The organism is Actinoplanes sp. L3-i22, assembly GCF_019704555.1.
Classification (GTDB): domain Bacteria; phylum Actinomycetota; class Actinomycetes; order Mycobacteriales; family Micromonosporaceae; genus Actinoplanes.
In genome coordinates this window covers 1,455,723-1,474,737 of record NZ_AP024745.1, presented here as the reverse complement: position 1 = coordinate 1,474,737, position 19,015 = coordinate 1,455,723, and the positions used below count along the sequence as shown (strand labels likewise).

Below are 19,015 nucleotides of genomic sequence, written 5' to 3'. Positions count from 1 at the left end.
GAGTATTCCTCGATCCGTCCCTCGGTGGTGGGTTACACCGAGGCGGCCCAGGACATGGTGACCGGCGCGGCCACCGCGCACGCCGCCACGGCGAAGCGCCTGCCCGACTTCCTGGCGGTCTACTCGGATCTGGAGACCAAGCTCGGCAACCTGGACGACTCGATGTATGCCGAGGTCAAGGGGGCCGCCGAGCGGGGCGCCGAGACGTCCCGGTCGAGCAACCGGTTCATCGTGCTGGCCGCGCTGCTGGCCGCCCTGATCACCGCGACCGCCTGCGGGCTGACCGTGCGGGCGGTCCGCCGCCCGCTGCGCGGCATGCTGGAGGCGTTGCGGGCGCTGGCCCAGCGGGACCTGACCGTCCGCGCGCCGGTGATCAACCGGGACGAGCTGGGCGCGATGGCGGTCGCCCTGAACGAGGCGACCACCGTCCTGCAGAGCACCGTCTCGGCGACCGCCGACCGGGTGGTCGTCCTGACCGGCGCGAGCGCCGAGCTGCAGGCGCTGGCCGGCACGCTGGACCAGTCGGCCGAGGAGACGTCGGCGCAGGCCCGCAGCGCGGATGCCTCGGCCGGGCACGTCTCCGGCTCGGTGAGCGACATGATGGCCGCCACCGAGGAGCTGTCCTCGTCGATCCGGGAGATCGCCAAGCAGGCGATCTCCGCGGCGGCGACCACGAACGAGGCGACCACCAGCGCGAACCGGACCGCGCAGGCGGTGGCCCGGCTCAGCGAGGCGAGCCGCGAGGTCGGCGACATCGTGCAGATGATCACGAACATCGCGGAGCAGACGAACCTGCTGGCGCTGAACGCGAGCATCGAGGCGGCCCGGGCCGGGCACGCCGGCAAGGGCTTCGCGGTGGTCGCCACCGAGGTCAAGGACCTGGCCCAGGAGACCGCGCAGGCGACCGCGGACATCACCGCGAAGATCCTGGCGATCCAGGAGATGACCGGTGGGACGGCCGCGGCGATCGAGGCGATCTCGGCGGTGATCACCCGGATCGACGACGGGCAGCGGACCATCGCGGCCGCGGTCGAGGAGCAGTCGGTGACCACCGATCAGCTGGCCCGCAACGTCGGGTCGGTGTCCGCGGCGGCGAGCGAGATCAGCGGGACGGTGTCGCACATCAGCACGTCCAGCGCGGACACCGCGGAGGGCGCGAACACCACCCGGCACTCGGCCGAGCTGGTCAGTGGCGCGGCCGACGAGATCCGCGCCCTGATCGGCGAGTTCCGCTACTGACCCTTGCGGTCACTCAGCACGCAGAACTCGTTGCCCTCGGGGTCGGCCAGCAGCACCCACGGGACCTCGCCCTGGCCGATGTCGACCGGCCGGGCACCCATCCCGACCAGGCGTTCCACCTCGGTCTCCTGGTCCTCCGGGCGCAGGTCCAGGTGCAGCCGGTTCTTGACCTTCTTGACGTCGGCGTTCTGCCCGAAGAGCAGGCCGGGCAGTTCGTCGGGGCGCCGCCGGATCTCCACGTAGTGACCGTCGCGGTCGTCGCCCTCGTCGACGATCCGGTAGTCGAGCGCCTCCGCCCACCACCGTGCCAGCCGTGCGGGATCCTGCGAGTCCACCACGACCTGCTCCCAGCGACTGGGCATGTGACCTCCCGGCGATCGATACGTGACGATCAGGTTACGCGACTCCAGCGGGTGACGAAGGCCACTCGGGCGGACGCGCCGTGCGACGGAAGTGCTTGGCGCGTGCCCAGGATGCGATGTCCGGTTCCCGGTTACGGGGCAGTGGACTTTGACGCACAACGCGTGCGACCTGTCGGCTCTGTGTCACCGGAGGATGGCCCACGGTGGCGGGGACGGCGATGGGGCCGCACGTCACCGGCAAAAAGAACCGCACAGCACGTCGAGGAGAGAAGTGCCCGGCGTCGATCACTGTCTACAGGAGGCCATGACGATTCCTGGCGCGGTCGGGGCCAGCATCGTCGACTACACCACGGGTTTTCCGGTCGCCACGACCGGAGCCGCACCGAATGCGGATCACGAGGCCGCGGCCGCCGGCACCGCCGACGTGGTCCAGGCCGCGAACAGCCGGTCGCTGTTCGTCTCGGCCATCCCGCACGACCTGCTCGAAGACCTGATCATCACGACCGCCGGGGGCTACCACCTCCTGCGGGTCGTCCAGACCGAGTTCGACAGCCGCCTGGTGCTCTACGTCTGGCTGGACCGGGTGCGCGGCAACCTCGCCGTGGCCCGCCGCAAGATGCAGCGCCTCGCCGACGAACTTGTGGCGACATGACCGATATGCCCAACGCACCCACCAGTGAGGAGTGACGGTGCCGCCCACGAAGACCACCGCATCCGGTGATCTGCTCGCGCAGGTCGCCGGCGAGCGGCAGACCGGAGCGCTGGTGGTGCACGGCCATCCCGGCGGCGCGGTCTACGTCTTCGAGGGGCGGGTGATCTACGCCGAGTCGCCGGCCGCGCCCGGGGTGGGCGAGCTGCTCACGTCGTCCGGCCGGCTGGCCGGACGGACCTGGCAGAACGCGCTGGACCTGGGCACCTCCACCGCCCGGGTGGGCCGGCTCCTGGTCGAGCAGGGCCATCTCACCCAGGGCGAGCTGGAGCTGTGCGTGCTCGGGGCGACCTACGACGCGGCGTACTTCGCGCTGTCCACGGCGTCCGCGCCGATCGACTTCCTGCCGGCGGCGACGCACTGGCTGGGCCCGGTCGTGCACATCGACACGGTCGCGGTGCTGCGCGAGTGCCGGCGCCGGGTCACGCTCCTCGACGACATCTTCCCGAACCCGCGGATCGACGTCGCCCCGGTCATCCCAGTGGCCCGTCCGCCGCGGGAGCGGGTGACCATCACCTCGCCGCAGTGGGAGCTGCTGGTCCACGCGGACGGCCAGCGCACGCCGGCCGACCTGGCCCTGCTGCTGGGCCGCGCGGGCTACGCGACGATCCAGGAGCTGCGGCGGCTCGCGGCCGCGGGCCTGATCGAGCTCCCCGAGGTACGGACCGCGGAGAGCCACGACTTCGTCCGCCTCCCGCAGCATCGGGCGGACGTCGCTCCGGTGGCCCGCCCGGCGCCACCACCGCCGGCGGAGAAGCCCCCGGTGCCGGTGAACCCGGGCCCGCCGCCGGAGCTGCCGCCGCCGGCCCCGCCGCCATCGCCCCCGGGGGAGAGCAACATCGGGCCGAACCGGCTGCCCCGGCTCGCCCGTCGTAAACCCGGCGCCAAGCTGCCGAAGGAGCTGGCGATGGAGAACCCGCCGGCGCATCAGGCCGCCGACGAGGTCCTGCTCAAACGAATACGCACCGCATTGAGGGCACTGCGGTGACGCGCGCACCCCCCGACCAAGAAGGAGCGGTCCGAGTGATGACGGTCGACCCGGCGGTACTCGACGAGCTCGCCCGCCTGCGCAGCAGGGTTCCGGAGCTGTCCGGCAGCGTGCTCGCCACCGCCGATGGAATGGTCGTCGCGCACGACTCGCACGGGATCGAGCCGGACACCCTGGCCGCGCTCGCCGCGGCGCATCTGGCGCTGGCGCGCCGGTTCGCGCACGCGGTCAGTCACGGCGAGTTGCGGGAGTCCGTCGTCGAGTGCGACGGCGGATACATCACCTCGTACGCCGCGGGTCCGAACGCCCTGCTCACCGTGGTCACCTCGGGCGACGCGAACCTCGCCATGGTGCACCTGGAGGCACGGCGGTGCGTGCGCCGGATCACCAAGCTCATGGCGGTGGAGACGATGCAGCAACAACAACAGCTGCGTCCGGAGATTCCACAACAGACCGGCCCGTCGACGATCCCGCTGGCCCGGCGGACCCCGATGGCCACGCTGCCGAACGGCTCACGCCGCCGCACGGCGACGAACTGACCGGCAGCGAAGTACCGCGGCAATCCCGCCGCATCCATCCGGCGCCGTCGTCGTCACAGACGGGCCACCATCCCACCACAACGGAGGAATGAACCCCATGCCCGACATGGAAACCGCTCTGAAAGAAGTTATGGAGATCGACGGCTGCATCGGCGTCGCTCTCGTCGACCACACCAGCGGCATGGCCCTGGGCACCCTCGGTGGCGGCAAGGACCTCGACCTGACGGTCGCGGCGGCCGGCAACACCGACGTGGTCCGGGCGAAGCTGCGGGCGATGGAGATGCTGAACCTCTCCGAGAAGATCGAGGACATCCTCATCACCCTGGACACCCAGTACCACATGATCCGCCCGCTCACGAGCCGCGCCGGCAAGGGCCTGTTCCTCTATGTGGCGCTGCGCCGGGACCGGTCGAACCTGGCCATGTCCCGTCATCAGCTGCGCCGCATCGAGAACGACCTCGACATCTAAACCGCGCCGCCCAGCCCGTGATCACCACCCCTCGGCGGGGAGGGTCCGCACCACCCTCCCCGCCACCATCTTTCAAGATCAAATTCTTTCTTGCCTACGCTGCGGCCAATAACTGATCGTCGCTCCCGCGGGGACCCTTCCGGGCCTCGCAGGGCGCGGGGCGCCCAAAGACGCGAGACCCTCCAGGGCGACGTCCGCGGGTGGTTGCGCTTCATAAAGAACCCATGCGGTCCGACCTGGGTCACCGCGGTCACGCCGGGCGGGGGCATGGGCAAGGAACAGGAACGCGGCCACTAGCATCGGTGGCATGTCGGCCCGGGAGATCGTCGAACGTGTCCGGGCCGGTGAGCTCGATTACGAGACCGCGCTCGACCTGCTCACCGGGGCTCCGGCCGCGGAGACCGACGCGGCGCTGACCGCCGTGCTGGGGGCCGAGTTCGGGCGGCTGTTCACCAACGGCTGGCAGCCGGTCGAGCTGCACCGGGCGATCGCGCGCCGCGGCAACCCGATCCAGGGGCGGCTGGTCGCCGACGCGGCCGCGGCCTTCCTGGCCGGCAAGGATCCGGTCGACGACGCGTGGCGCGCCCAGGCCACGCAGCTCACCTCGGAGGATCGTCGCAAGCTGGACCGGATCGCCGTACTGGATGCCTCTCTTGATCTTTTGTCGGAATTGCGGCGCATGCCGCCGATCGAGATCCTGATCCCACCGCCGGGAGTCCCCGCGACGACCGTGCATCACCACGCCGACAAGCGGCTGCTCGACCGGGTGCGCGCGCTGCTGGCGAAGGCCGAGGCGACCGATTTCCCGGCCGAGGCGGAGGCGTACAGCGCGAAGGCCCAGGAGCTGATCACCCGGTACCGGATCGAGGAGGTCACCGCGCCGGTGGCCGGCGTCGTCCCGTTCGCGCGGCGGATCGGGGTGGATCATCCGTACGAGAACGAGAAGGCCAGCCTGCTCGACGCGGTCGCCAAGGCCAACGCCTGCCGCACGGTCTGGTCGCCGGAGCTGGGCTTCAGCACGATCTTCGGGTTCGACGCCGACATCGACGCGGTCGAGCTGCTGCACACGTCCCTGCTGGTCCAGGCGAACCGGGCGATGACCCGGGACGAGCCGGCCAAGGGCAAGGCCAGGGTGAAGGCGTTCCGCCGGTCGTTCCTGGTCGCCTACGCGATCCGGATCGGCGAACGGCTGCGCGAGGTCGCCGAGCGCGAGTTCGCCGGCCGCGGCGACCTGCTGCCGGTGCTGCGCAGCCGCGACGTCGAGGTCCGCGCCGCGATGGAGAAGGTCTTCCCGCGTACGGTCCGATCCCGCGCCAGCCGCGTCGACAGCCTGGAAGGCTGGGACTCCGGACGCGCCGCCGCCGACGAGGCCCAACTGCGCTGAGAAGCAGAGAGTTGATACGGTCGGCGCCGCATCACCATCGGTACCAACGCGCACGTCAGGAGCCGGCATGGGTCTTTGGGACAAACTCAAGGGTGAGCTGGTCGACATCATCGAGTGGCTGGACGACAGCCGCGACACGATCGTCTGGCGCTTCCCCCGGTACGAGAACGAGATCAAGATGGGCGCCAAGCTCGTCGTGCGTGAGTCGCAGGTCGCCGTCTTCGTCAACGAGGGACGGGTGGCGGATGTCTTCCCGCCCGGCACCCACACGCTGACCACGCAGAACATGCCGGTCCTGTCGACCATCAAGGGCTGGAAGTACGGCTTCGAGTCGCCCTGGAAGGCCGAGGTGTACTTCGTCAACACCCGGCAGTTCACCGACATGAAGTGGGGCACGCAGAACCCGGTGATGATGCGGGACGCCGAGTTCGGCGTGGTCCGGCTCCGGGCGTTCGGCGCGTTCGCGATGCGGGTCGTCGACCCGGCGAAGCTGCTCACCGAGCTGGTCGGCACCGACCCGCAGTTCCGCACCGAAGAGGTCCAGGAGTACCTGCGCCAGCTGGTCGTCAGCCACCTGGGCAGCGCGCTCGCCACGGCCGGCGTCCCGGCCCTGGACCTGGCCGCCAAGCAGCAGACCATCGGGCAGACGCTGTCCGCGGTGCTGACCGACGAGCTCGCCCCGTCCGGCATCGCGATCCCCCGGTTCATCATCGAGAACATCTCGATGCCGCCGGAGGTCGAGCAGGCGCTGGACAAGCGCACCTCGATGGGCGTGGTCGGCAACCTGGACGCGTACACGAAGTTCCAGACCGCGAACGCGATCGAGGACGCCGCGAAGAACCCCGGCGGGGCCGGCGAGGCGTTCGGCATCGGCATCGGCATGGCCGCCGGTCAGCGCGCCACCCAGTCGATGAACACACCGCCGCCGGCCGCCACCCCTCCCCCGCTGCCGGCCGGTGACTGGTTCGCCGCGCTCGGCGGGACCCAGCAGGGCCCGTTCGACCTGGCCACGCTGGCCGGGCACGCCGCGTCCGGGGCGCTGACCCGGCAGACCCTGGTCTGGCGCAACGGGATGGCCGCGTGGACCCCGGCCGGGCAGGTCACCGAGCTCAGCAACGTGTTCGCCGCGGTCCCGCCGCCGCTCCCGCCGCAGGCCTGACGTGACCCAGCAGACCCAGACGCAGTACCCGTGCTCCGGCTGTGGGGCGAACCTGGAGTTCGCCCCCGGCACGGCGGTGCTCAAGTGTCCGTACTGCGGCACCGAGACCCCGGTCGGCCCGGCCGACCGGGAGATCCGCGAGCACTCCTGGGCGCAGTTCGCCGGCCTGCCCCGCAAGCCGATCGTCGCCCTGGCCCCGCACGTCTTCACCTGCCAGGGCTGCGGCGCGGTGACCCAGAGCGACAAGATCTCGGACCGCTGCCAGTTCTGCGGGGCGGCCCTGGTCGCCGACGTCAGCCCGGGCGACCAGGTCGTCCCGGAGGCGGTGCTGCCGTTCCTGGTCGCCCGCCCCCAGCTGCGGGAGGCGCTGCGCGGGTGGGCGGCGTCCCGCTGGTTCGCGCCGAACGGGCTGAAACGGGTCACCGAGGCGGAGTCGTCGCACAGCTCGTACCTGCCGCACTGGACGTACGACGCGAGCACCGTCTCGGAGTACCGGGGCGAGCGCGGCGAGCACTACTGGGTCACCGAGAGCTACACCGAGAACGGCGAGACCAAGACCCGTCAGGTCCGCAAGACCCGGTGGTACCCGGCGCACGGGGTGGTCAGCCGGCCGTTCGACGACGTGCTGGTCACCGGCACCACCCGGGTCCTGCCCAAGCACCTGGAGAAGCTCGAGCCGTGGCCGCTGCCGGACGCCGAGCCGTACCGTCCGGACTTCCTGGCCGGGCACGAGACCCTGCGGTACGACATCGAGCCGGAGACCGGCCTGGAGAACGCCAAGTCCGTGATGGCGAACGTCATCCGCGACGACTGCGAGCGGGACATCGGCGGCGACGAGCAGCGGGTGCACGCGGTCGAGACGGCGTACCACGACGTCACGTTCAAGCTGATGCTGCTGCCGGTCTGGATCGCGTGCTACCTGCACGCCGGCCGCACCTACAACATCCTGGTCAACGGCCGCACCGCCGAAGTCGCCGGCGAACGCCCCTACAGCACGGCCAAGATCGCGGCGGCGATCATCGCGGCTCTGCTGCTGATCGCCGCGATCATCACCGTGGTCCAGCTGAACCGGACCTGATCAACCGCCGGACTCGTCGGTCTCGGCTCCCTCGGGGACGGTGTCGTCGTCGCGGGAGTCGAGCCAGCCGTGCGGGAGCGAGACCTTGCCCGGCGCGTTGATCCGGCCGCGCGGCTGGCCCAGCGACTCCTCCGGGAACGGCAGCGCCGGGTCCAGCTTCTCCAGCAGGTCGTCCAGCTCGGCGAGCGAGGAGATCATCGCCAGGCTGCGGCGCAGGTCGCCGCCGACCGGGAAGCCCTTCAGGTACCACGCGACGTGCTTGCGGAAGTCCGCGCAGCCGTGCTTCTCGTCCTCCAGCGCCTCGACCAGCAGCTGGGCGTGCCGGGACATGATCTTCGCGACCTCGCCCAGGGTGGGCAGCACCGGCTGGTACGACGCGCCCTGGGTGAACGCGGCCTCCAGGTCGGCGAACAGCCACGGCCGGCCCAGGCAGCCCCGGCCGACGACCACGCCGTCGACCCCGGTGTGGGCGACCATCCGCAGCGCGTCCGAGCCCTCCCAGATGTCGCCGTTGCCCAGCACCGGGACGTCCAGGGCCTGCTTGAGGGTGGCGATCGCGTCCCAGTCGGCCTGACCGGAGTAGCGCTGCTCGGCGGTGCGCGCGTGCAGGGCCACGGCGGCGACGCCGGCGTCCTGCGCGGCGAGACCGGCCTCGACGTACGTCAAATGGTCTTCGTCGATGCCTTTGCGCATTTTGATGGTGAGCGGGATGCCGAACTCGGCGGCCGCGTCGACGGCCTGCTTCACGATCCGGCCGAACAGCTTGCGCCGCCAGGGCAGCGCCGACCCGCCACCGCGCCGGGTCACCTTCGGCACCGGGCAGCCGAAGTTCAGGTCGACGTGGTCGGCCAGGTTGTCCTCGCCGACCATCCGGACCGCCCGCGCGGTCACCTCCGGGTCCACGCCGTAGAGCTGCAGGCTGCGGAAACCCTCGTCCTCGGCGAACGTGACCATCTTGAGCGTCTTGGGGATCCGCTCCACCAGCGCCCGCGTGGTGATCATCTCGCAGACGTAGACGCCGCCGCCCTGCTCACGACAGAGCCGCCGGAACGCCACGTTAGTGATCCCGGCCATCGGGGCGAGCACGACGGGCGGGTTGACGGCGTGATTGCCGAGCATGAGTGGTGCGGTCACGCGCTCTAGGGTGACACGCCCAGCCCGGCAACCCCGAATCGCCCGCCCGTTACCGGTCGCCGCCGCGCTCGATCAGCGTGTCCAGCATCCCGACGATCTGCTCGACCCCGTCTTTGAGGATGTGCACGTCGAGGGTGAGCTGGGCTAGCGCCGTGGAGTGTTCCCGATGCAACGCGGTGTGCCTGTCAAGGATCGCGCTGTGCCTGTCAAGGATCGCGCTGTGCTTGTTGAGCAGGGCGGTGTGCTCGGACTGCGTATCCGCCATGGCCTGGATGAGGCTGTGCTGAACGCGCAGCTTCTCGCCGATGTCCGACAAATCATTGTCTTGGCTGGCGCGGAGCCTTTCCTGCTCGTCCATGCGCTCCTCCAGTCGGGTCACGCGGGCTTCGAGGGTGGGCACAGGTGCCTCCAGGGGTGAAGGGTAGCCGGTCGGACGACCGGCGAGGGGGTGTTCACACTCCGGAGAACTATAGGCGCGGGACTAGATGTCTCGCGTCACCTGAACGAGTGCATGATCCGCTCGAATCTGACAGAGTCGGGAGCATGAGCGATGAGCAGAGTCCGCGCAGGCTGGTGGCCGTTTTCGCATCCCCGACGGCGGAGATGCTGAGCCGTTTCGGGATCGAGCTGGGCTTCCACGTCACGGTCGTCGAGCCGGATCCGACGCAGCTCGGGGGCACCCCGCGGCCGCACGGTGACCGGGTCGTCGCCGACCTCACCGCGGCGGAGGCGGACGAGCACACCGACGTCCTGCTCACCGACCATCACCGGCCGGAGATCGGCGCCCAGCTGCGCGAGGCGCTCGCCGGGAAGTCCCGCTGGATCGGCATCGTCGGCAACCCGCGCAACGAGGGCCCGCACGTCGCCGCGCTGCGCGACCTGGACGTGCCGGACGACGAGATCGCCCGCGTCCACCGCCCGGTCGGCCTGAACATCGGCAGCCGCACCCCGGCCGAGATCGCGGTGGCGGTACTGGCCGGCCTGATCGCCGACCGCAACGGCCGGCCGGGCGGTTTCGACTTCTGAGATCAGGAGGCGCGGGCGGCGACCGCGGCGACGAAGCGGGCGGCGACGTCGTTCTCCCAGAACATCCGCGCCGCGTGGATGATCTCGAGCTTGTCCGTGGTGCCGGGGTCCGGCATGCCCTCGAACTTGGCGCCGCTCGGGACGAACGTGTCCACCTTCACCTCGATCGCGGTGCGCTTCTTCAGGAAGTGCCATTCCTCGCTGGAGTGCCCGCAGGCGTCCAGGCCGGCGGATTTGACCAGCGTGGCCGGGCACTCCTTGTCCGAGCCGCTGGTCACATTGCTCTCGTAGTTCGACTTCGCGAACGGGGGCGTGCCGTATCCGCGCTCGACCACGTGGATGCGCAGCGGGAAGGTGGGCGCGTCGTCCTTCTCCGGCAGCATCACCTCGATCGTGCACTGCGCGTCCCGGACGGTCTCCTTGGCCTGCCCGAACAGCGAGGTGGAGAACACCACGCTCTCCTGCTTGAGCGTGACCGAGGTGGCCGACGGCAGGATCGCCCGGACGTCGGCCTCGGGCAGGTATTCACAGGCCTCCGGCCAGCCGTACGTCGCGAGCTCGCCGCTCTTCTCCGGCTTGCCGACCGCCAGCGGCTTGCCCGCCGGGGCGATGCCCACCTTCATCGCGGGCGCGTCCTCGAACTCTTTCTCGGACTTCGACTTGCAGGCGGCCAGCGTGCCCGCCGAGAGCAGCAGCGCCATCACGTAGATCGATCCCCGTCGCACCATGGCCGCCCATCTTAGGCGGCCATGGCACGTTGTTCAGCAGCCGGGGAGGCGCTTGATCAGGTAGTCCTCGATCTGGCTGAGCGAGACCCGCTCCTGCTTCATGGTGTCCCGGTCCCGGACCGTCACCGCGTCGTCCTCGAGGGTGTCGAAGTCGACCGTCACGCAGAACGGCGTGCCGATCTCGTCCTGCCGGCGGTAGCGCCGCCCGATCGCCTGCGAGTCGTCGAACTCGACGATCCAGCGCTTGCGCAGGTCAGCGGCGAGCCCCTTGGCCTTCGGGGACAGGTCGGGGTTGCGCGACAGCGGCAGCACGGCGACCTTCACCGGGGCCAGCCGCGGGTCGAACCGCATCACGGTGCGCTTGTCGACGCCGCCCTTGGTGTTCGGGGCCTCGTCCTCGTCGTACGCCTCGAGCAGGAACGCCAGCACCGCGCGGGTGAGGCCGGCGGCCGGCTCGATCACGTACGGCGTCCAGCGCTCGCCCTTCTCCTGGTCGAAGTAGGACAGGTCCACACCGGAGTGCTTGGAGTGCGTGGACAGGTCGAAGTCGGTCCGGTTCGCGATGCCCTCGAGCTCGGCGAAGTCACTGCCGCCGAACTGGAAGCGGTACTCGATGTCGACGGTCCGCTTCGAGTAGTGCGACAGCTTCTCCTTCGGGTGCTCGAAGAAGCGCAGGTTGCTCTCGGACAGGCCGAGGTCGCGGTACCAGTTCCACCGCTCCTGCAGCCAGTACTCGTGCCACTCCTCGTCGCTGCCCGGCGGGACGAAGAACTCCATCTCCATCTGCTCGAACTCGCGTGTCCGGAAGATGAAGTTGCCCGGGGTGATCTCGTTCCGGAAGCTCTTGCCGACCTGCGCGATGCCGAACGGCGGCTTCTTGCGGGCCGCGGTCGCCACGTTCGCGTAGTTGACGAAGATGCCCTGAGCGGTCTCCGGGCGCAGGTAGTGCATGCCCTCGGTGCTCTCGGTCGGCCCGAGGAACGTCTTCATCAGGCCGTTGAACATCTTCGGCTCGGTGAAGGTCCCCTTGTTGCCGCAGTTCGGGCAGTTCAGCTCCTGCAGCGACGACGGCAGCGAGCCGTGCTTGGCCTCGTAGGCCTCTTCCAGGTGGTCGGCCCGGTAGCGCTTGTGGCAGGACTGGCACTCGGTCAGCGGGTCGACGAACGCGTCGAGGTGACCGGAGGCGGCCCACACGTCCTTCGACAGGATCACCGCGGAGTCCAGGCCGACGATGTCGTCGCGCTGCTGGACCATGGTCCGCCACCACTGCCGGCGGACGTTCTCCTTCAGTTCGACGCCCAGCGGACCGTAGTCCCAAGCCGAGCGGGTTCCTCCGTAGATCTCACTGGAGGGGAAGACGAAGCCCCGGCGCTTGGCAAGGCTGACAACGGAATCGATGCGGTCGGCAGGCATGAGTCTCCTACGCCGGCTGGGTGTCGGCGGGGGTATCGGAAGGTCGTTGGACGATTAGCGAGGTTACTCCCCGAGAGAGCACACCTCGAACTCACCCGTCGTCCGGTTCTGCCCGAGTTGCGCCTCGGTGTGGTTCACGTCGCCGTCGGCATAGACCAGGTCGACCGGCACCTCACCGGTGCTGAGATTGAGATCGCCGATCGTGTACGAGGTGAACTTCTCCTCCTGCGCGACCCGCCCGGAGAACTCGCTCAGACTCTCCCGCGCGCGGGTGCTCCGGCACAGGTGCCCGTACGCCTCGTCGTAGTTCCCGGACTTGACCGCGTCCAGGTAGTCGGCCACCGCGGCGTGCGCCTGCTCGTTGATCGAGCCGTTCAGCGACAGCCCCAGGCCGATGATCGCGGCCAGCCCGCCACCGCAGATCAGCGCGACGATGCCACCGCCGATGCCGAAGCCCAGGCCGATGCGCCGGCCACGGCCCTCGACGGGCGGCGCCGGGAACGGCGGATGCACGCCGGGACCCGGGGGTGGCGGCGGGACGAAGGTCGCCGGCGGGGGCGGCGGGGGGCCGTACTGCATGGGCGGTTGACCGTAGGTCATTCCCTCAGCCTAATGTTCAGCGCCACGGCTCGGCGGCCCGGTCACTGCCGGTCACCGCGACCGCCTCCCCCGGGCCGGCACTGGCCAGCGTCTCGAACGCGGACGGCTCGTCCAGCGACCGCGCGAGCAGCGGGGTGGCGTGCACCTTGACGTCGAACGAGCCGAGCGAGCGGCGGTAGGCTCCGACGGACTCCCACTCGGTCACCAGGGTCCAGTTGGTGGTGTCCTCCAGGGCCCGGGTGAGCCGGCCGGACAGGTAACCGGGGCACTGGGCGAGCGCGGCGAGGGCGGCGTGCGCCTGCTCCGCGAAGCTGTCGTGCGTGTCCGGCGGGACCGTGAAGCGGTTGAGCACCAGCATGTGACGAGGGTACGCACTTCGACAGGAGCCGCAGTGACGACGTCCGACCATTTCCTGCGCCGGCTGGCCCGGGTGAACCCGACCACCGCGTTCATCGTGGCGCTGGTCCTGCTGCTGGCCGGCCTGTACCTGCCGGGCGTGGTGGGCGCGCTGCTGCTCGGCGTGCTGGCGGCCGGGCTGATCGCGCTGACCTTCACCACCTGGCCGGTCCAGTCGCCGATCACCCGCCTGGTCCGGGTGGTGCTGCTCACTCTTCTGATCGTCGCGGTGGTCTCGAAGGCGTTGTGAACGCATGCGCTTTTGACAATCATTGTCGTTATCGATCAGAGTAGGTGGCATGATGCGCCGCCCGCTGATCCCGTTGCTCGTGCTGGCCGCCGTGGCCGCGCTGGCCGGGTGCGCCACGCGGGCGAGCGCCGGCGGCCGGCTCCCGATCGTCGCCGCGTTCTACCCGCTGCAGTTCGTCAGCGAGCGGATCGGCGGCGACCTGGTCCGGGTCACCAATCTGACCAAGCCCGGCGCCGAGCCGCACGACGTCGAGCTGAGCCCGCGCCAGGTCGCCCAGATCTCGGACGCGAAACTCGCGGTCTACCTGCACGGTTTCCAGCCCGCGGTCGACGACGCGATCAAACAGAACGCCAAGACCCGGGGGTACGACGTCTCGGCCGCGGTCACCCTGGTCAAGTCCAGTGAGGGGCACGGCACCGACCCGCACGTCTGGCTCGACCCGATCCGGCTGGCCGCCATCGCCGACGCCGTCGGGCAGAAGCTGAGCGACGCCGACCCGGCGCACGCCGCCGACTACCGGGCCCGCGCCGCCACCCTGCACCGGCAGCTAACCGAGCTGGACGGCCAGTTCGGCGCCGCGCTGGCCGACTGCCCGCGCCGTGAGCTGGTGACCAGCCACACCGCGTTCCACTACCTGGCCGACCGCTACCACCTGACCCAGATCGGGATCACCGGCGTCGACCCGGAGGCCGAGCCGTCGCCGCGCCGCCTCGCCGAGGTCGCCGCCGACGCCCGCGCGCACGGCACCACCACCATCTTCTTCGAGACCCTGGTCAGCCCGAAGGTCGCCGAGACGATCGCGCGCGAGGTCGGCGCGAAGACCGCGGTGCTCGACCCGCTCGAAGGCCTGACCGACCCGCACGCGGACTACTTCTCGGTGATGCGGAGCAACCTCGCCGCCCTCACCACGGCATTGGGGTGCTCATGAGCGTTATCGAGGTCCGGCACGTGGCGGCCGGTTACGACGGGCGGGAGATCCTGCGCGACGTCACGCTCAGCGTCGCCGCCGGCGACGTCGTCGCCGTGCTCGGCGCCAACGGCTCCGGAAAATCCACGCTGATCCGCACGGTCCTGGGTCTGGTCCCGGTCCGCCGTGGCGAGATCGCATTGTTCGGTACGGCACAGCGCCGCTTCCGCCACTGGGAACGCATCGGGTACGTGCCGCAACGGCTGGGCGCCGGCAGCGGCGTCCCGGCCACGGTCGGCGAGGTGGTCGCGTCCGGCCGGCTGGCCCGGCGCGGGATGTTCCGGCTGCCCGGGGCCGCCGATCGGGCCGCGGTCCACGAGGCGCTCGCGGCGGTCGGCCTGATCGACCGGATCGGCGACCCGGTCAGCACCCTCTCCGGCGGCCAGCAGCAGCGCACCCTGATCGCCCGGGCCCTGGCCGGCAAGCCGGACCTGCTGGTCCTGGACGAGCCGACCGCCGGGGTGGACGCGGCCAGCCAGGAGGCGTTCGCCGGCGCGCTGACCGAGTTCGCCGCGAACGGCGGGACGATCCTGCTGGTCCTGCACGAGCTGGGGCCGCTGCGACCGCTGATCGGGCGGGCCGTGGTGGTGCACGAGGGCCGGATCGCGCACGAGGGCGTGCCGCCGGAACCGGCCGGGCACCACGCCGACCCGGGGCACGACCACGTGCACCCGCACGCCGACGAGGAGAAGGCGACGATCTGCGAATGGGCGCCCACCGAGGGGATGAAGGCGTACTGAGATGGACCTGCTGACCTATCCCTTCATGCTGCGCGCGCTGGCCGGCGCCCTGATCATCGGCCTGACCGCGCCGGCCCTCGGCATCTACCTGGTGCAGCGGCGGCTGTCGCTGATCGGCGACGGCATCGGGCACGTGGCGCTGACCGGTGTCGGCGTCGGCCTGCTCACCCACCAGTCCCCGGTGCTCACCGCGGTGCTGGTGTCGGTGGTCGGCGCGGTCGCCGTCGAGCTGGTCCGCGAGCGCGGGCGCACCTCCGGCGACCTGGCCCTGGCGCTGCTCTTCTACGGCGGCATCGCGGGCGGCGTGGTGCTGGTCGGGCTCTCCGACGACGCCAGCAACGCCAGCCTGATGCAGTACCTGTTCGGCTCGCTGATCACCACGTCGCCGGCCGACATCGCGGTGATCGCCGGGCTGGGCGCGGCGGTGCTGATCGCGATGCTGGTGTTCCGGCCGGCGCTCTTCGCGCTCTGCAACGACGAGGAGTACGCGCGGGTCAGCGGTCTCCCGGTGCGCACGCTCAATCTGCTGCTCGCGGTGACGACCGCGGTGACCGTGACGATCGCCATGCGTACCGTCGGATTGCTTCTGGTCTCGGCTTTGATGGTGGTCCCGGTCGCGGCGGCGCAGCAGGTCACCCGAGGTTTCCGGTCGACCATGGCGATGGCCATGCTGATCGGGATCTGCGCGGCCGGCGCCGGCGTGGTGCTCTCCGGCGAGATCGACACCGCGCCGGGCGCCACCACGGTGCTGATCGCCCTCGCCGGGTTCCTGATCACCACCGGGGCCGGCGCGCTCTGGCACCGTCCACGCCGGCGCAAGTCCGCGCACCCGGCCCACATCGAACCCCCGGATGTCGTGCTGCATGCCTGATCAGAAACTCGCGGTACGGTGGTGCGCACGATGACCGCCACCGGTTACGAGTCCTACGAAGCGGCCGGCGCGCTGCTCCGGGCGCTGTCCGCGCCGATCCGGATCGCCATCGTCGCCGAGCTCGGCGCGGGCGAGCGCTGTGTGCACGATCTGGTCTCCCAGCTCGGCGCCCCGCAACCGCTGGTCTCGCAACACCTTCGGGTGTTGCGCGGCGCCGGCGTGGTGCGGGGTGTCCGGCGTGGGCGGGAGATCGCATACTCCCTGGTGGACGAACACATCGCGCACATCGTGGCGGATGCCGTCAGTCACGCGAGGGAGAGCCGATAGTGAACCCGGAGAGCAGCGCCCAGCGCAACACCAAGCAACGGAGCGCGGTGCGCGACGTGCTCGGCGAGACCGAGGGTTTCCACAGCGCCCAGGACCTGCACGCGATGCTGCGGGACCGGGGCGAGCGGGTCGGCCTGACCACGGTGTACCGGACGCTGCAGGGCCTGGCCGACACCGGCGAGGTGGACGTGATGCGCCCGCCCGGCGGCGAGCACCTCTACCGCCGGTGCAGCCAGGGTCATCACCACCACCTGGTGTGCCGCTCGTGCGGGCGGACCGTCGAGGTGCTCGGCCCGGCCGTCGAGTCGTGGGCCGAGAAGATGGCCGGCGAGCACGGCTTCGTCGACGTGTCGCACACCATGGAGATCTTCGGTACCTGCCCGGAGTGCGCGAAATGCTGAGCCCCGCCTGAGGGACGCCCGGATGCGTCGCGCCCCGCGGAATGGAAGGCTTCACTCGTGAAGCTCTATGCCGACCGCATGCCGACCGCCATTCGCCAACTGATCACCGACATCCTCGTCGTCATCTGGGTCTACCTGTGGATCCGCGCCGCGATCTGGGTCCACGACGTGGTGGAGAAACTGGCCGTGCCCGGTCAGAAGCTGGAGCTCGCCGGCGGTGGCATCGCCGACAACCTGGCCGACGCGGGCGGCAAGGTCGGCCGGGTGCCCCTGGTCGGCGACCAGCTGGTCAAGCCGTTCAACGGCGCCGCCGACGCGGCCCGCTCGATCGCCGAGGCCGGCCACCAGCAGCAGGAGCTGGTCGACAAGCTGGCGCTGATCCTGCCGCTGATGGCGCTCGCGGTGCCGCTCGCCCTGGTGCTGTTCCTCTGGCTGCCGCTGCGGCTGCGCTGGATCCGGCGGGCCTCGACCGCGCTCGTGGTCCGCGACCAGCCGGCCGGCAAGGACCTGCTGGCGCTGCGGGCCCTGGCCACCCGTCCGCTGGGCGAGCTGGCCAAGCTGGGCCCGGACATCGCGCAGAGCTGGCGGGCCGGCGACGCGGCCGCCGTCGAGGCCCTGGCCGAGCTGGAACTCAAACGGCTCGGCCTGCGCTCGGCACGCACCGGCCTGCGGAAAGCCTAGGAGTTGATCGACGAGTCGGCCGGCGCGTCGTCCAGCACGAAGCCGTCCTTGTCGTCGTCGTCCGCCCAGTTGCGGTGGGTGACCGGCAGGATCGCCCAGAACGTCAGGAACCAGCCGGCGGAGACGACGGTCAGCACCACCGCCCAGCGCGCGTCCAGCACGTAGTCGGTGACCAGCAGGACGCTGCTGACCATCGACACCAGCATGCAGGCCAGCCCGCTGGTGGCCATCCGGTGCGCGTAGCGGACCAGCTCCGGCTTGCGGCCCTGGCGGAACAGCGCCCGGTGGAACGCGACCGGCGAGATGATCAGCGCGGTCGCGAAGGCCGCGCTGATCAGGGCCACCATGTACACGTCCTTCTGGAACGCGGTGGCGGCCGGGAAACCGCTGGAGAACGGCAGGGTCAGCAGGAAGGCGAAGAGGATCTGCACCCCGGTCTGCGCGACGCGCAGCTCCTGCAGCAGGTCGGCGAAGTTCCGGTCCCAGCGCTGTTTCTCGGTCTCGTGCGGCGAGCGTGGTTTCTCGGCGGCCATGTCGCGGCGGCTTTCCCCGCCGCGCCCATGGTCAAACGCCGATCCGTGCCAGGACCGCGTCGCCCAGCTCGCGCGGCGCCTGCTCGGGCACCCAGTGGCTCACCCCACGCAGCGCGACCAGCTGATAGTCGGCCGGCACCCAGTCTGCGGTGCGCAGCGCGGCGGTCAGCCCGACCACGCCGTCCCGGTCGCTCCAGACGTACGTCGTCGGCACGGTGATCTCGCCCAGGTCCGCCACGTCGTCGGCACGGAACGCCCGGTACCAGTGCAGCGCGGCATGCATCCGGCCCGGCTCGCGCATCGCCTTCACGTACCGGTCGGCGCGCGGCCCGATCGCCCCGAGCATCCGGCGCATCCCCAGCGCACCGCCGCCCATCAGCAGCTTCTCCGCGATCGCGGAGCGGAACACCTGGAAGTACGCGAGGCGGGCGCGCTGCGACGGCCGGACCCGCAGGGCCAGCGCCATCGCCCGCGGGTGCGGGACGGAGATCGCGGTCAGCGTGCGCACCCGCTCCGGGTGCCGGCCGGCGACCAGCCAGGCGACCTGGGCGCCCCAGTCGTGGCCGACCAGGTGCGCCGACTCGATGCCGAGCGCGTCCAGGACGGCGAGCACGTCGGCGACCGGCTCGCCGATCCGGTACTGCCCGGCGCCGGACGGGCGGGCGCCCGGGGAGTAGCCGCGCTGGTCCATCGCGTACGTCCGCAGCCCGGCCGCGTGCAGGCGGGGCAGCAGGAGGTCGAACTCGCGGTGGTCCTGCGGAAAGCCGTGCAACAGGAGCACCGGCTGCCCGTCCGCGGGGCCCCCTTCGGCCACCTCGAACGTCAGACCCCGAGCCTTGACCTCCATACGATCATTCCTCCCTGTGCCCCGGCATCCACCAGGTGTTAGCGTCATCGAAGCACATCACATGTTTTCCGACAGGGGAGCGCGCAGCGCTGAGAGTGCGGTGAAGGCCGCAGACCCTCGTACCTGATCTGGGTAATGCCAGCGCAGGAAGTTCGGTCTTTTCTCCATTGCGTC

At 70.7% G+C, this 19,015-nt stretch carries 25 protein-coding genes and 1 riboswitch; of the genes, 16 read left to right on the top strand and 9 right to left on the bottom strand.

All coding sequences use genetic code 11. The features are described 5' to 3' along the window. The first annotated feature begins 24 nt into the window (after positions 1 to 24). Positions 25 to 1,239 (top strand): methyl-accepting chemotaxis protein, encoded by a 1,215-nt coding sequence (locus L3i22_RS06880; RefSeq protein WP_255658007.1) that lies wholly within the window; start codon positions 25 to 27, stop codon positions 1,237 to 1,239. Here the strand turns inward: L3i22_RS06880 and L3i22_RS06875 are convergent. Then, complete coding sequence (locus L3i22_RS06875; protein WP_221326143.1) at positions 1,233 to 1,601, bottom strand: VOC family protein; 369 nt, start codon at positions 1,599 to 1,601, stop codon at positions 1,233 to 1,235. The genes L3i22_RS06880 and L3i22_RS06875 overlap by 7 nt on opposite strands. 304 nt (positions 1,602 to 1,905) lie before the next feature. Between L3i22_RS06875 and L3i22_RS06870 the strand changes: the two genes are divergently transcribed. The 7 genes from L3i22_RS06870 to L3i22_RS06840 all read left to right on the top strand — a co-directional run bounded on the left by L3i22_RS06870 (position 1,906) and on the right by L3i22_RS06840 (position 7,927). After that, a complete protein-coding gene (locus L3i22_RS06870) occupies positions 1,906 to 2,253 on the top strand; it encodes a hypothetical protein (protein ID WP_255658006.1) in 348 nt (115 codons plus the stop codon). A 37-nt stretch (positions 2,254 to 2,290) separates the two neighbouring features. Then, positions 2,291 to 3,298 (top strand): DUF4388 domain-containing protein, encoded by a 1,008-nt coding sequence (locus L3i22_RS06865; RefSeq protein ID WP_221326141.1) that lies wholly within the window; start codon positions 2,291 to 2,293, stop codon positions 3,296 to 3,298. A 38-nt stretch (positions 3,299 to 3,336) separates the two neighbouring features. Next, entirely contained in the window at positions 3,337 to 3,837 is a 501-nt protein-coding gene (locus tag L3i22_RS06860) for a roadblock/LC7 domain-containing protein (protein WP_221326140.1), read from the top strand. A 97-nt stretch (positions 3,838 to 3,934) separates the two neighbouring features. Continuing rightward, on the top strand, positions 3,935 to 4,306 hold the full coding sequence (locus L3i22_RS06855; protein ID WP_221326139.1) for a hypothetical protein: 372 nt from the start codon (positions 3,935 to 3,937) through the stop codon (positions 4,304 to 4,306). 307 nt (positions 4,307 to 4,613) lie between these two features. Then, positions 4,614 to 5,690, top strand: a complete 1,077-nt coding sequence (locus L3i22_RS06850; RefSeq protein ID WP_221326138.1) for a DUF2786 domain-containing protein — start codon at positions 4,614 to 4,616, stop codon at positions 5,688 to 5,690. Between the two features lie 67 nt (positions 5,691 to 5,757). Continuing rightward, positions 5,758 to 6,849 (top strand): SPFH domain-containing protein, encoded by a 1,092-nt coding sequence (locus tag L3i22_RS06845; protein ID WP_221326137.1) that lies wholly within the window; start codon positions 5,758 to 5,760, stop codon positions 6,847 to 6,849. 1 nt (position 6,850) lies between these two features. Beyond that, a complete protein-coding gene (locus L3i22_RS06840; RefSeq protein WP_255658004.1) occupies positions 6,851 to 7,927 on the top strand; it encodes a hypothetical protein in 1,077 nt (358 codons plus the stop codon). Here L3i22_RS06840 and dusB read toward each other — a convergent pair whose 3' ends face one another. After that, the gene (gene dusB / locus L3i22_RS06835) at positions 7,928 to 9,046 is read right to left on the bottom strand and encodes a tRNA dihydrouridine synthase DusB (protein ID WP_221329822.1); all 1,119 of its coding nucleotides are present in this window, start codon (positions 9,044 to 9,046) and stop codon (positions 7,928 to 7,930) included. Positions 9,047 to 9,110: 64 nt separating this feature from the next. Next, entirely contained in the window at positions 9,111 to 9,461 is a 351-nt protein-coding gene (locus L3i22_RS06830; protein WP_221326136.1) for a hypothetical protein, read from the bottom strand. A gap of 143 nt (positions 9,462 to 9,604) precedes the next feature. On the opposite strand from L3i22_RS06830, the gene L3i22_RS06825 reads away from it, so the two are divergent. Continuing rightward, complete coding sequence (locus tag L3i22_RS06825; protein ID WP_221326135.1) at positions 9,605 to 10,087, top strand: XdhC family protein; 483 nt, start codon at positions 9,605 to 9,607, stop codon at positions 10,085 to 10,087. Between the two features lie 2 nt (positions 10,088 to 10,089). Here the strand turns inward: L3i22_RS06825 and L3i22_RS06820 are convergent, their stop codons facing one another. The 4 genes from L3i22_RS06820 to L3i22_RS06805 form a co-directional block, all read right to left on the bottom strand. Beyond that, on the bottom strand, positions 10,090 to 10,815 hold the full coding sequence (locus L3i22_RS06820) for a hypothetical protein (protein WP_221326134.1): 726 nt from the start codon (positions 10,813 to 10,815) through the stop codon (positions 10,090 to 10,092). Positions 10,816 to 10,848: 33 nt separating this feature from the next. Then, a complete protein-coding gene (locus tag L3i22_RS06815; protein WP_221326133.1) occupies positions 10,849 to 12,228 on the bottom strand; it encodes a glycine--tRNA ligase in 1,380 nt (459 codons plus the stop codon). A gap of 63 nt (positions 12,229 to 12,291) precedes the next feature. Further along, the gene (locus tag L3i22_RS06810) at positions 12,292 to 12,828 is read right to left on the bottom strand and encodes a hypothetical protein (RefSeq protein WP_221326132.1); all 537 of its coding nucleotides are present in this window, start codon (positions 12,826 to 12,828) and stop codon (positions 12,292 to 12,294) included. Positions 12,829 to 12,844: 16 nt separating this feature from the next. Beyond that, entirely contained in the window at positions 12,845 to 13,186 is a 342-nt protein-coding gene (locus L3i22_RS06805; RefSeq protein ID WP_221326131.1) for an antibiotic biosynthesis monooxygenase, read from the bottom strand. Here L3i22_RS06805 and L3i22_RS06800 point away from each other — a divergent pair. The 7 genes from L3i22_RS06800 (at position 13,121) to L3i22_RS06770 (ending at position 17,461) form a co-directional block, all read left to right on the top strand. Further along, positions 13,121 to 13,474 carry a DUF6703 family protein gene (locus tag L3i22_RS06800; protein WP_370644396.1) on the top strand — a complete coding sequence of 118 codons (354 nt, stop codon included), beginning with the start codon at positions 13,121 to 13,123 and terminating at the stop codon, positions 13,472 to 13,474. The genes L3i22_RS06805 and L3i22_RS06800 overlap by 66 nt on opposite strands. Positions 13,475 to 13,523: 49 nt before the next feature. Beyond that, positions 13,524 to 14,402, top strand: a complete 879-nt coding sequence (locus L3i22_RS06795) for a metal ABC transporter substrate-binding protein (RefSeq protein ID WP_221326129.1) — start codon at positions 13,524 to 13,526, stop codon at positions 14,400 to 14,402. After that, entirely contained in the window at positions 14,399 to 15,181 is a 783-nt protein-coding gene (locus L3i22_RS06790) for a metal ABC transporter ATP-binding protein (protein ID WP_370644395.1), read from the top strand. Before L3i22_RS06795 ends, L3i22_RS06790 begins: the two co-directional genes overlap by 4 nt. A 1-nt stretch (position 15,182) precedes the next feature. Beyond that, a complete protein-coding gene (locus L3i22_RS06785; protein ID WP_221326127.1) occupies positions 15,183 to 16,052 on the top strand; it encodes a metal ABC transporter permease in 870 nt (289 codons plus the stop codon). Between the two features lie 30 nt (positions 16,053 to 16,082). Continuing rightward, positions 16,083 to 16,379: a metalloregulator ArsR/SmtB family transcription factor gene (locus tag L3i22_RS06780; RefSeq protein WP_221326126.1), complete on the top strand. Its 297-nt coding sequence runs from the start codon at positions 16,083 to 16,085 to the stop codon at positions 16,377 to 16,379. After that, entirely contained in the window at positions 16,379 to 16,780 is a 402-nt protein-coding gene (locus tag L3i22_RS06775) for a Fur family transcriptional regulator (RefSeq protein WP_221326125.1), read from the top strand. The genes L3i22_RS06780 and L3i22_RS06775 overlap by 1 nt, the downstream gene beginning before the upstream one ends. Before the next feature lie 78 nt (positions 16,781 to 16,858). Next, a complete protein-coding gene (locus L3i22_RS06770; protein ID WP_255658003.1) occupies positions 16,859 to 17,461 on the top strand; it encodes a hypothetical protein in 603 nt (200 codons plus the stop codon). Here L3i22_RS06770 and L3i22_RS06765 read toward each other — a convergent pair. After that, positions 17,458 to 17,994 carry a DUF6328 family protein gene (locus L3i22_RS06765; protein WP_221326123.1) on the bottom strand — a complete coding sequence of 179 codons (537 nt, stop codon included), beginning with the start codon at positions 17,992 to 17,994 and terminating at the stop codon, positions 17,458 to 17,460. The two genes, L3i22_RS06770 and L3i22_RS06765, sit on opposite strands and share 4 nt — an antisense overlap. A gap of 31 nt (positions 17,995 to 18,025) precedes the next feature. Next, the gene (locus tag L3i22_RS06760; protein WP_221326122.1) at positions 18,026 to 18,841 is read right to left on the bottom strand and encodes an alpha/beta fold hydrolase; all 816 of its coding nucleotides are present in this window, start codon (positions 18,839 to 18,841) and stop codon (positions 18,026 to 18,028) included. A gap of 63 nt (positions 18,842 to 18,904) precedes the next feature. After that, positions 18,905 to 19,009, top strand: a riboswitch (TPP riboswitch). Positions 19,010 to 19,015 lie beyond the last annotated feature (6 nt).

What these genes read in the sequence shown, in the direction of transcription:
- L3i22_RS06855 (WP_221326139.1), top strand. Translation starts at nt 3,935, where the DNA reads ATGCCCGACATGGAAACCGCTCTGAAAGAAGTTATGGAGATCGACGGC.
- L3i22_RS06815 (WP_221326133.1), bottom strand. Translation starts at nt 12,228, where the DNA reads ATGCCTGCCGACCGCATCGATTCCGTTGTCAGCCTTGCCAAGCGCCGG.
- L3i22_RS06760 (WP_221326122.1), bottom strand. Translation starts at nt 18,841, where the DNA reads ATGGAGGTCAAGGCTCGGGGTCTGACGTTCGAGGTGGCCGAAGGGGGC.
- dusB (WP_221329822.1), bottom strand. Translation starts at nt 9,046, where the DNA reads ATGCTCGGCAATCACGCCGTCAACCCGCCCGTCGTGCTCGCCCCGATG.
- L3i22_RS06850 (WP_221326138.1), top strand. Translation starts at nt 4,614, where the DNA reads ATGTCGGCCCGGGAGATCGTCGAACGTGTCCGGGCCGGTGAGCTCGAT.
- L3i22_RS06810 (WP_221326132.1), bottom strand. Translation starts at nt 12,828, where the DNA reads ATGACCTACGGTCAACCGCCCATGCAGTACGGCCCCCCGCCGCCCCCG.
- L3i22_RS06785 (WP_221326127.1), top strand. Translation starts at nt 15,183, where the DNA reads ATGGACCTGCTGACCTATCCCTTCATGCTGCGCGCGCTGGCCGGCGCC.
- L3i22_RS06870 (WP_255658006.1), top strand. Translation starts at nt 1,906, where the DNA reads ATGACGATTCCTGGCGCGGTCGGGGCCAGCATCGTCGACTACACCACG.
- L3i22_RS06795 (WP_221326129.1), top strand. Translation starts at nt 13,524, where the DNA reads ATGATGCGCCGCCCGCTGATCCCGTTGCTCGTGCTGGCCGCCGTGGCC.
- L3i22_RS06805 (WP_221326131.1), bottom strand. Translation starts at nt 13,186, where the DNA reads ATGCTGGTGCTCAACCGCTTCACGGTCCCGCCGGACACGCACGACAGC.
- L3i22_RS06765 (WP_221326123.1), bottom strand. Translation starts at nt 17,994, where the DNA reads ATGGCCGCCGAGAAACCACGCTCGCCGCACGAGACCGAGAAACAGCGC.
- L3i22_RS06790 (WP_370644395.1), top strand. Translation starts at nt 14,399, where the DNA reads ATGAGCGTTATCGAGGTCCGGCACGTGGCGGCCGGTTACGACGGGCGG.
- L3i22_RS06860 (WP_221326140.1), top strand. Translation starts at nt 3,337, where the DNA reads ATGACGGTCGACCCGGCGGTACTCGACGAGCTCGCCCGCCTGCGCAGC.
- L3i22_RS06820 (WP_221326134.1), bottom strand. Translation starts at nt 10,815, where the DNA reads ATGGTGCGACGGGGATCGATCTACGTGATGGCGCTGCTGCTCTCGGCG.
- L3i22_RS06770 (WP_255658003.1), top strand. Translation starts at nt 16,859, where the DNA reads ATGCCGACCGCCATTCGCCAACTGATCACCGACATCCTCGTCGTCATC.
- L3i22_RS06875 (WP_221326143.1), bottom strand. Translation starts at nt 1,601, where the DNA reads ATGCCCAGTCGCTGGGAGCAGGTCGTGGTGGACTCGCAGGATCCCGCA.
- L3i22_RS06780 (WP_221326126.1), top strand. Translation starts at nt 16,083, where the DNA reads ATGACCGCCACCGGTTACGAGTCCTACGAAGCGGCCGGCGCGCTGCTC.
- L3i22_RS06845 (WP_221326137.1), top strand. Translation starts at nt 5,758, where the DNA reads ATGGGTCTTTGGGACAAACTCAAGGGTGAGCTGGTCGACATCATCGAG.
- L3i22_RS06825 (WP_221326135.1), top strand. Translation starts at nt 9,605, where the DNA reads ATGAGCGATGAGCAGAGTCCGCGCAGGCTGGTGGCCGTTTTCGCATCC.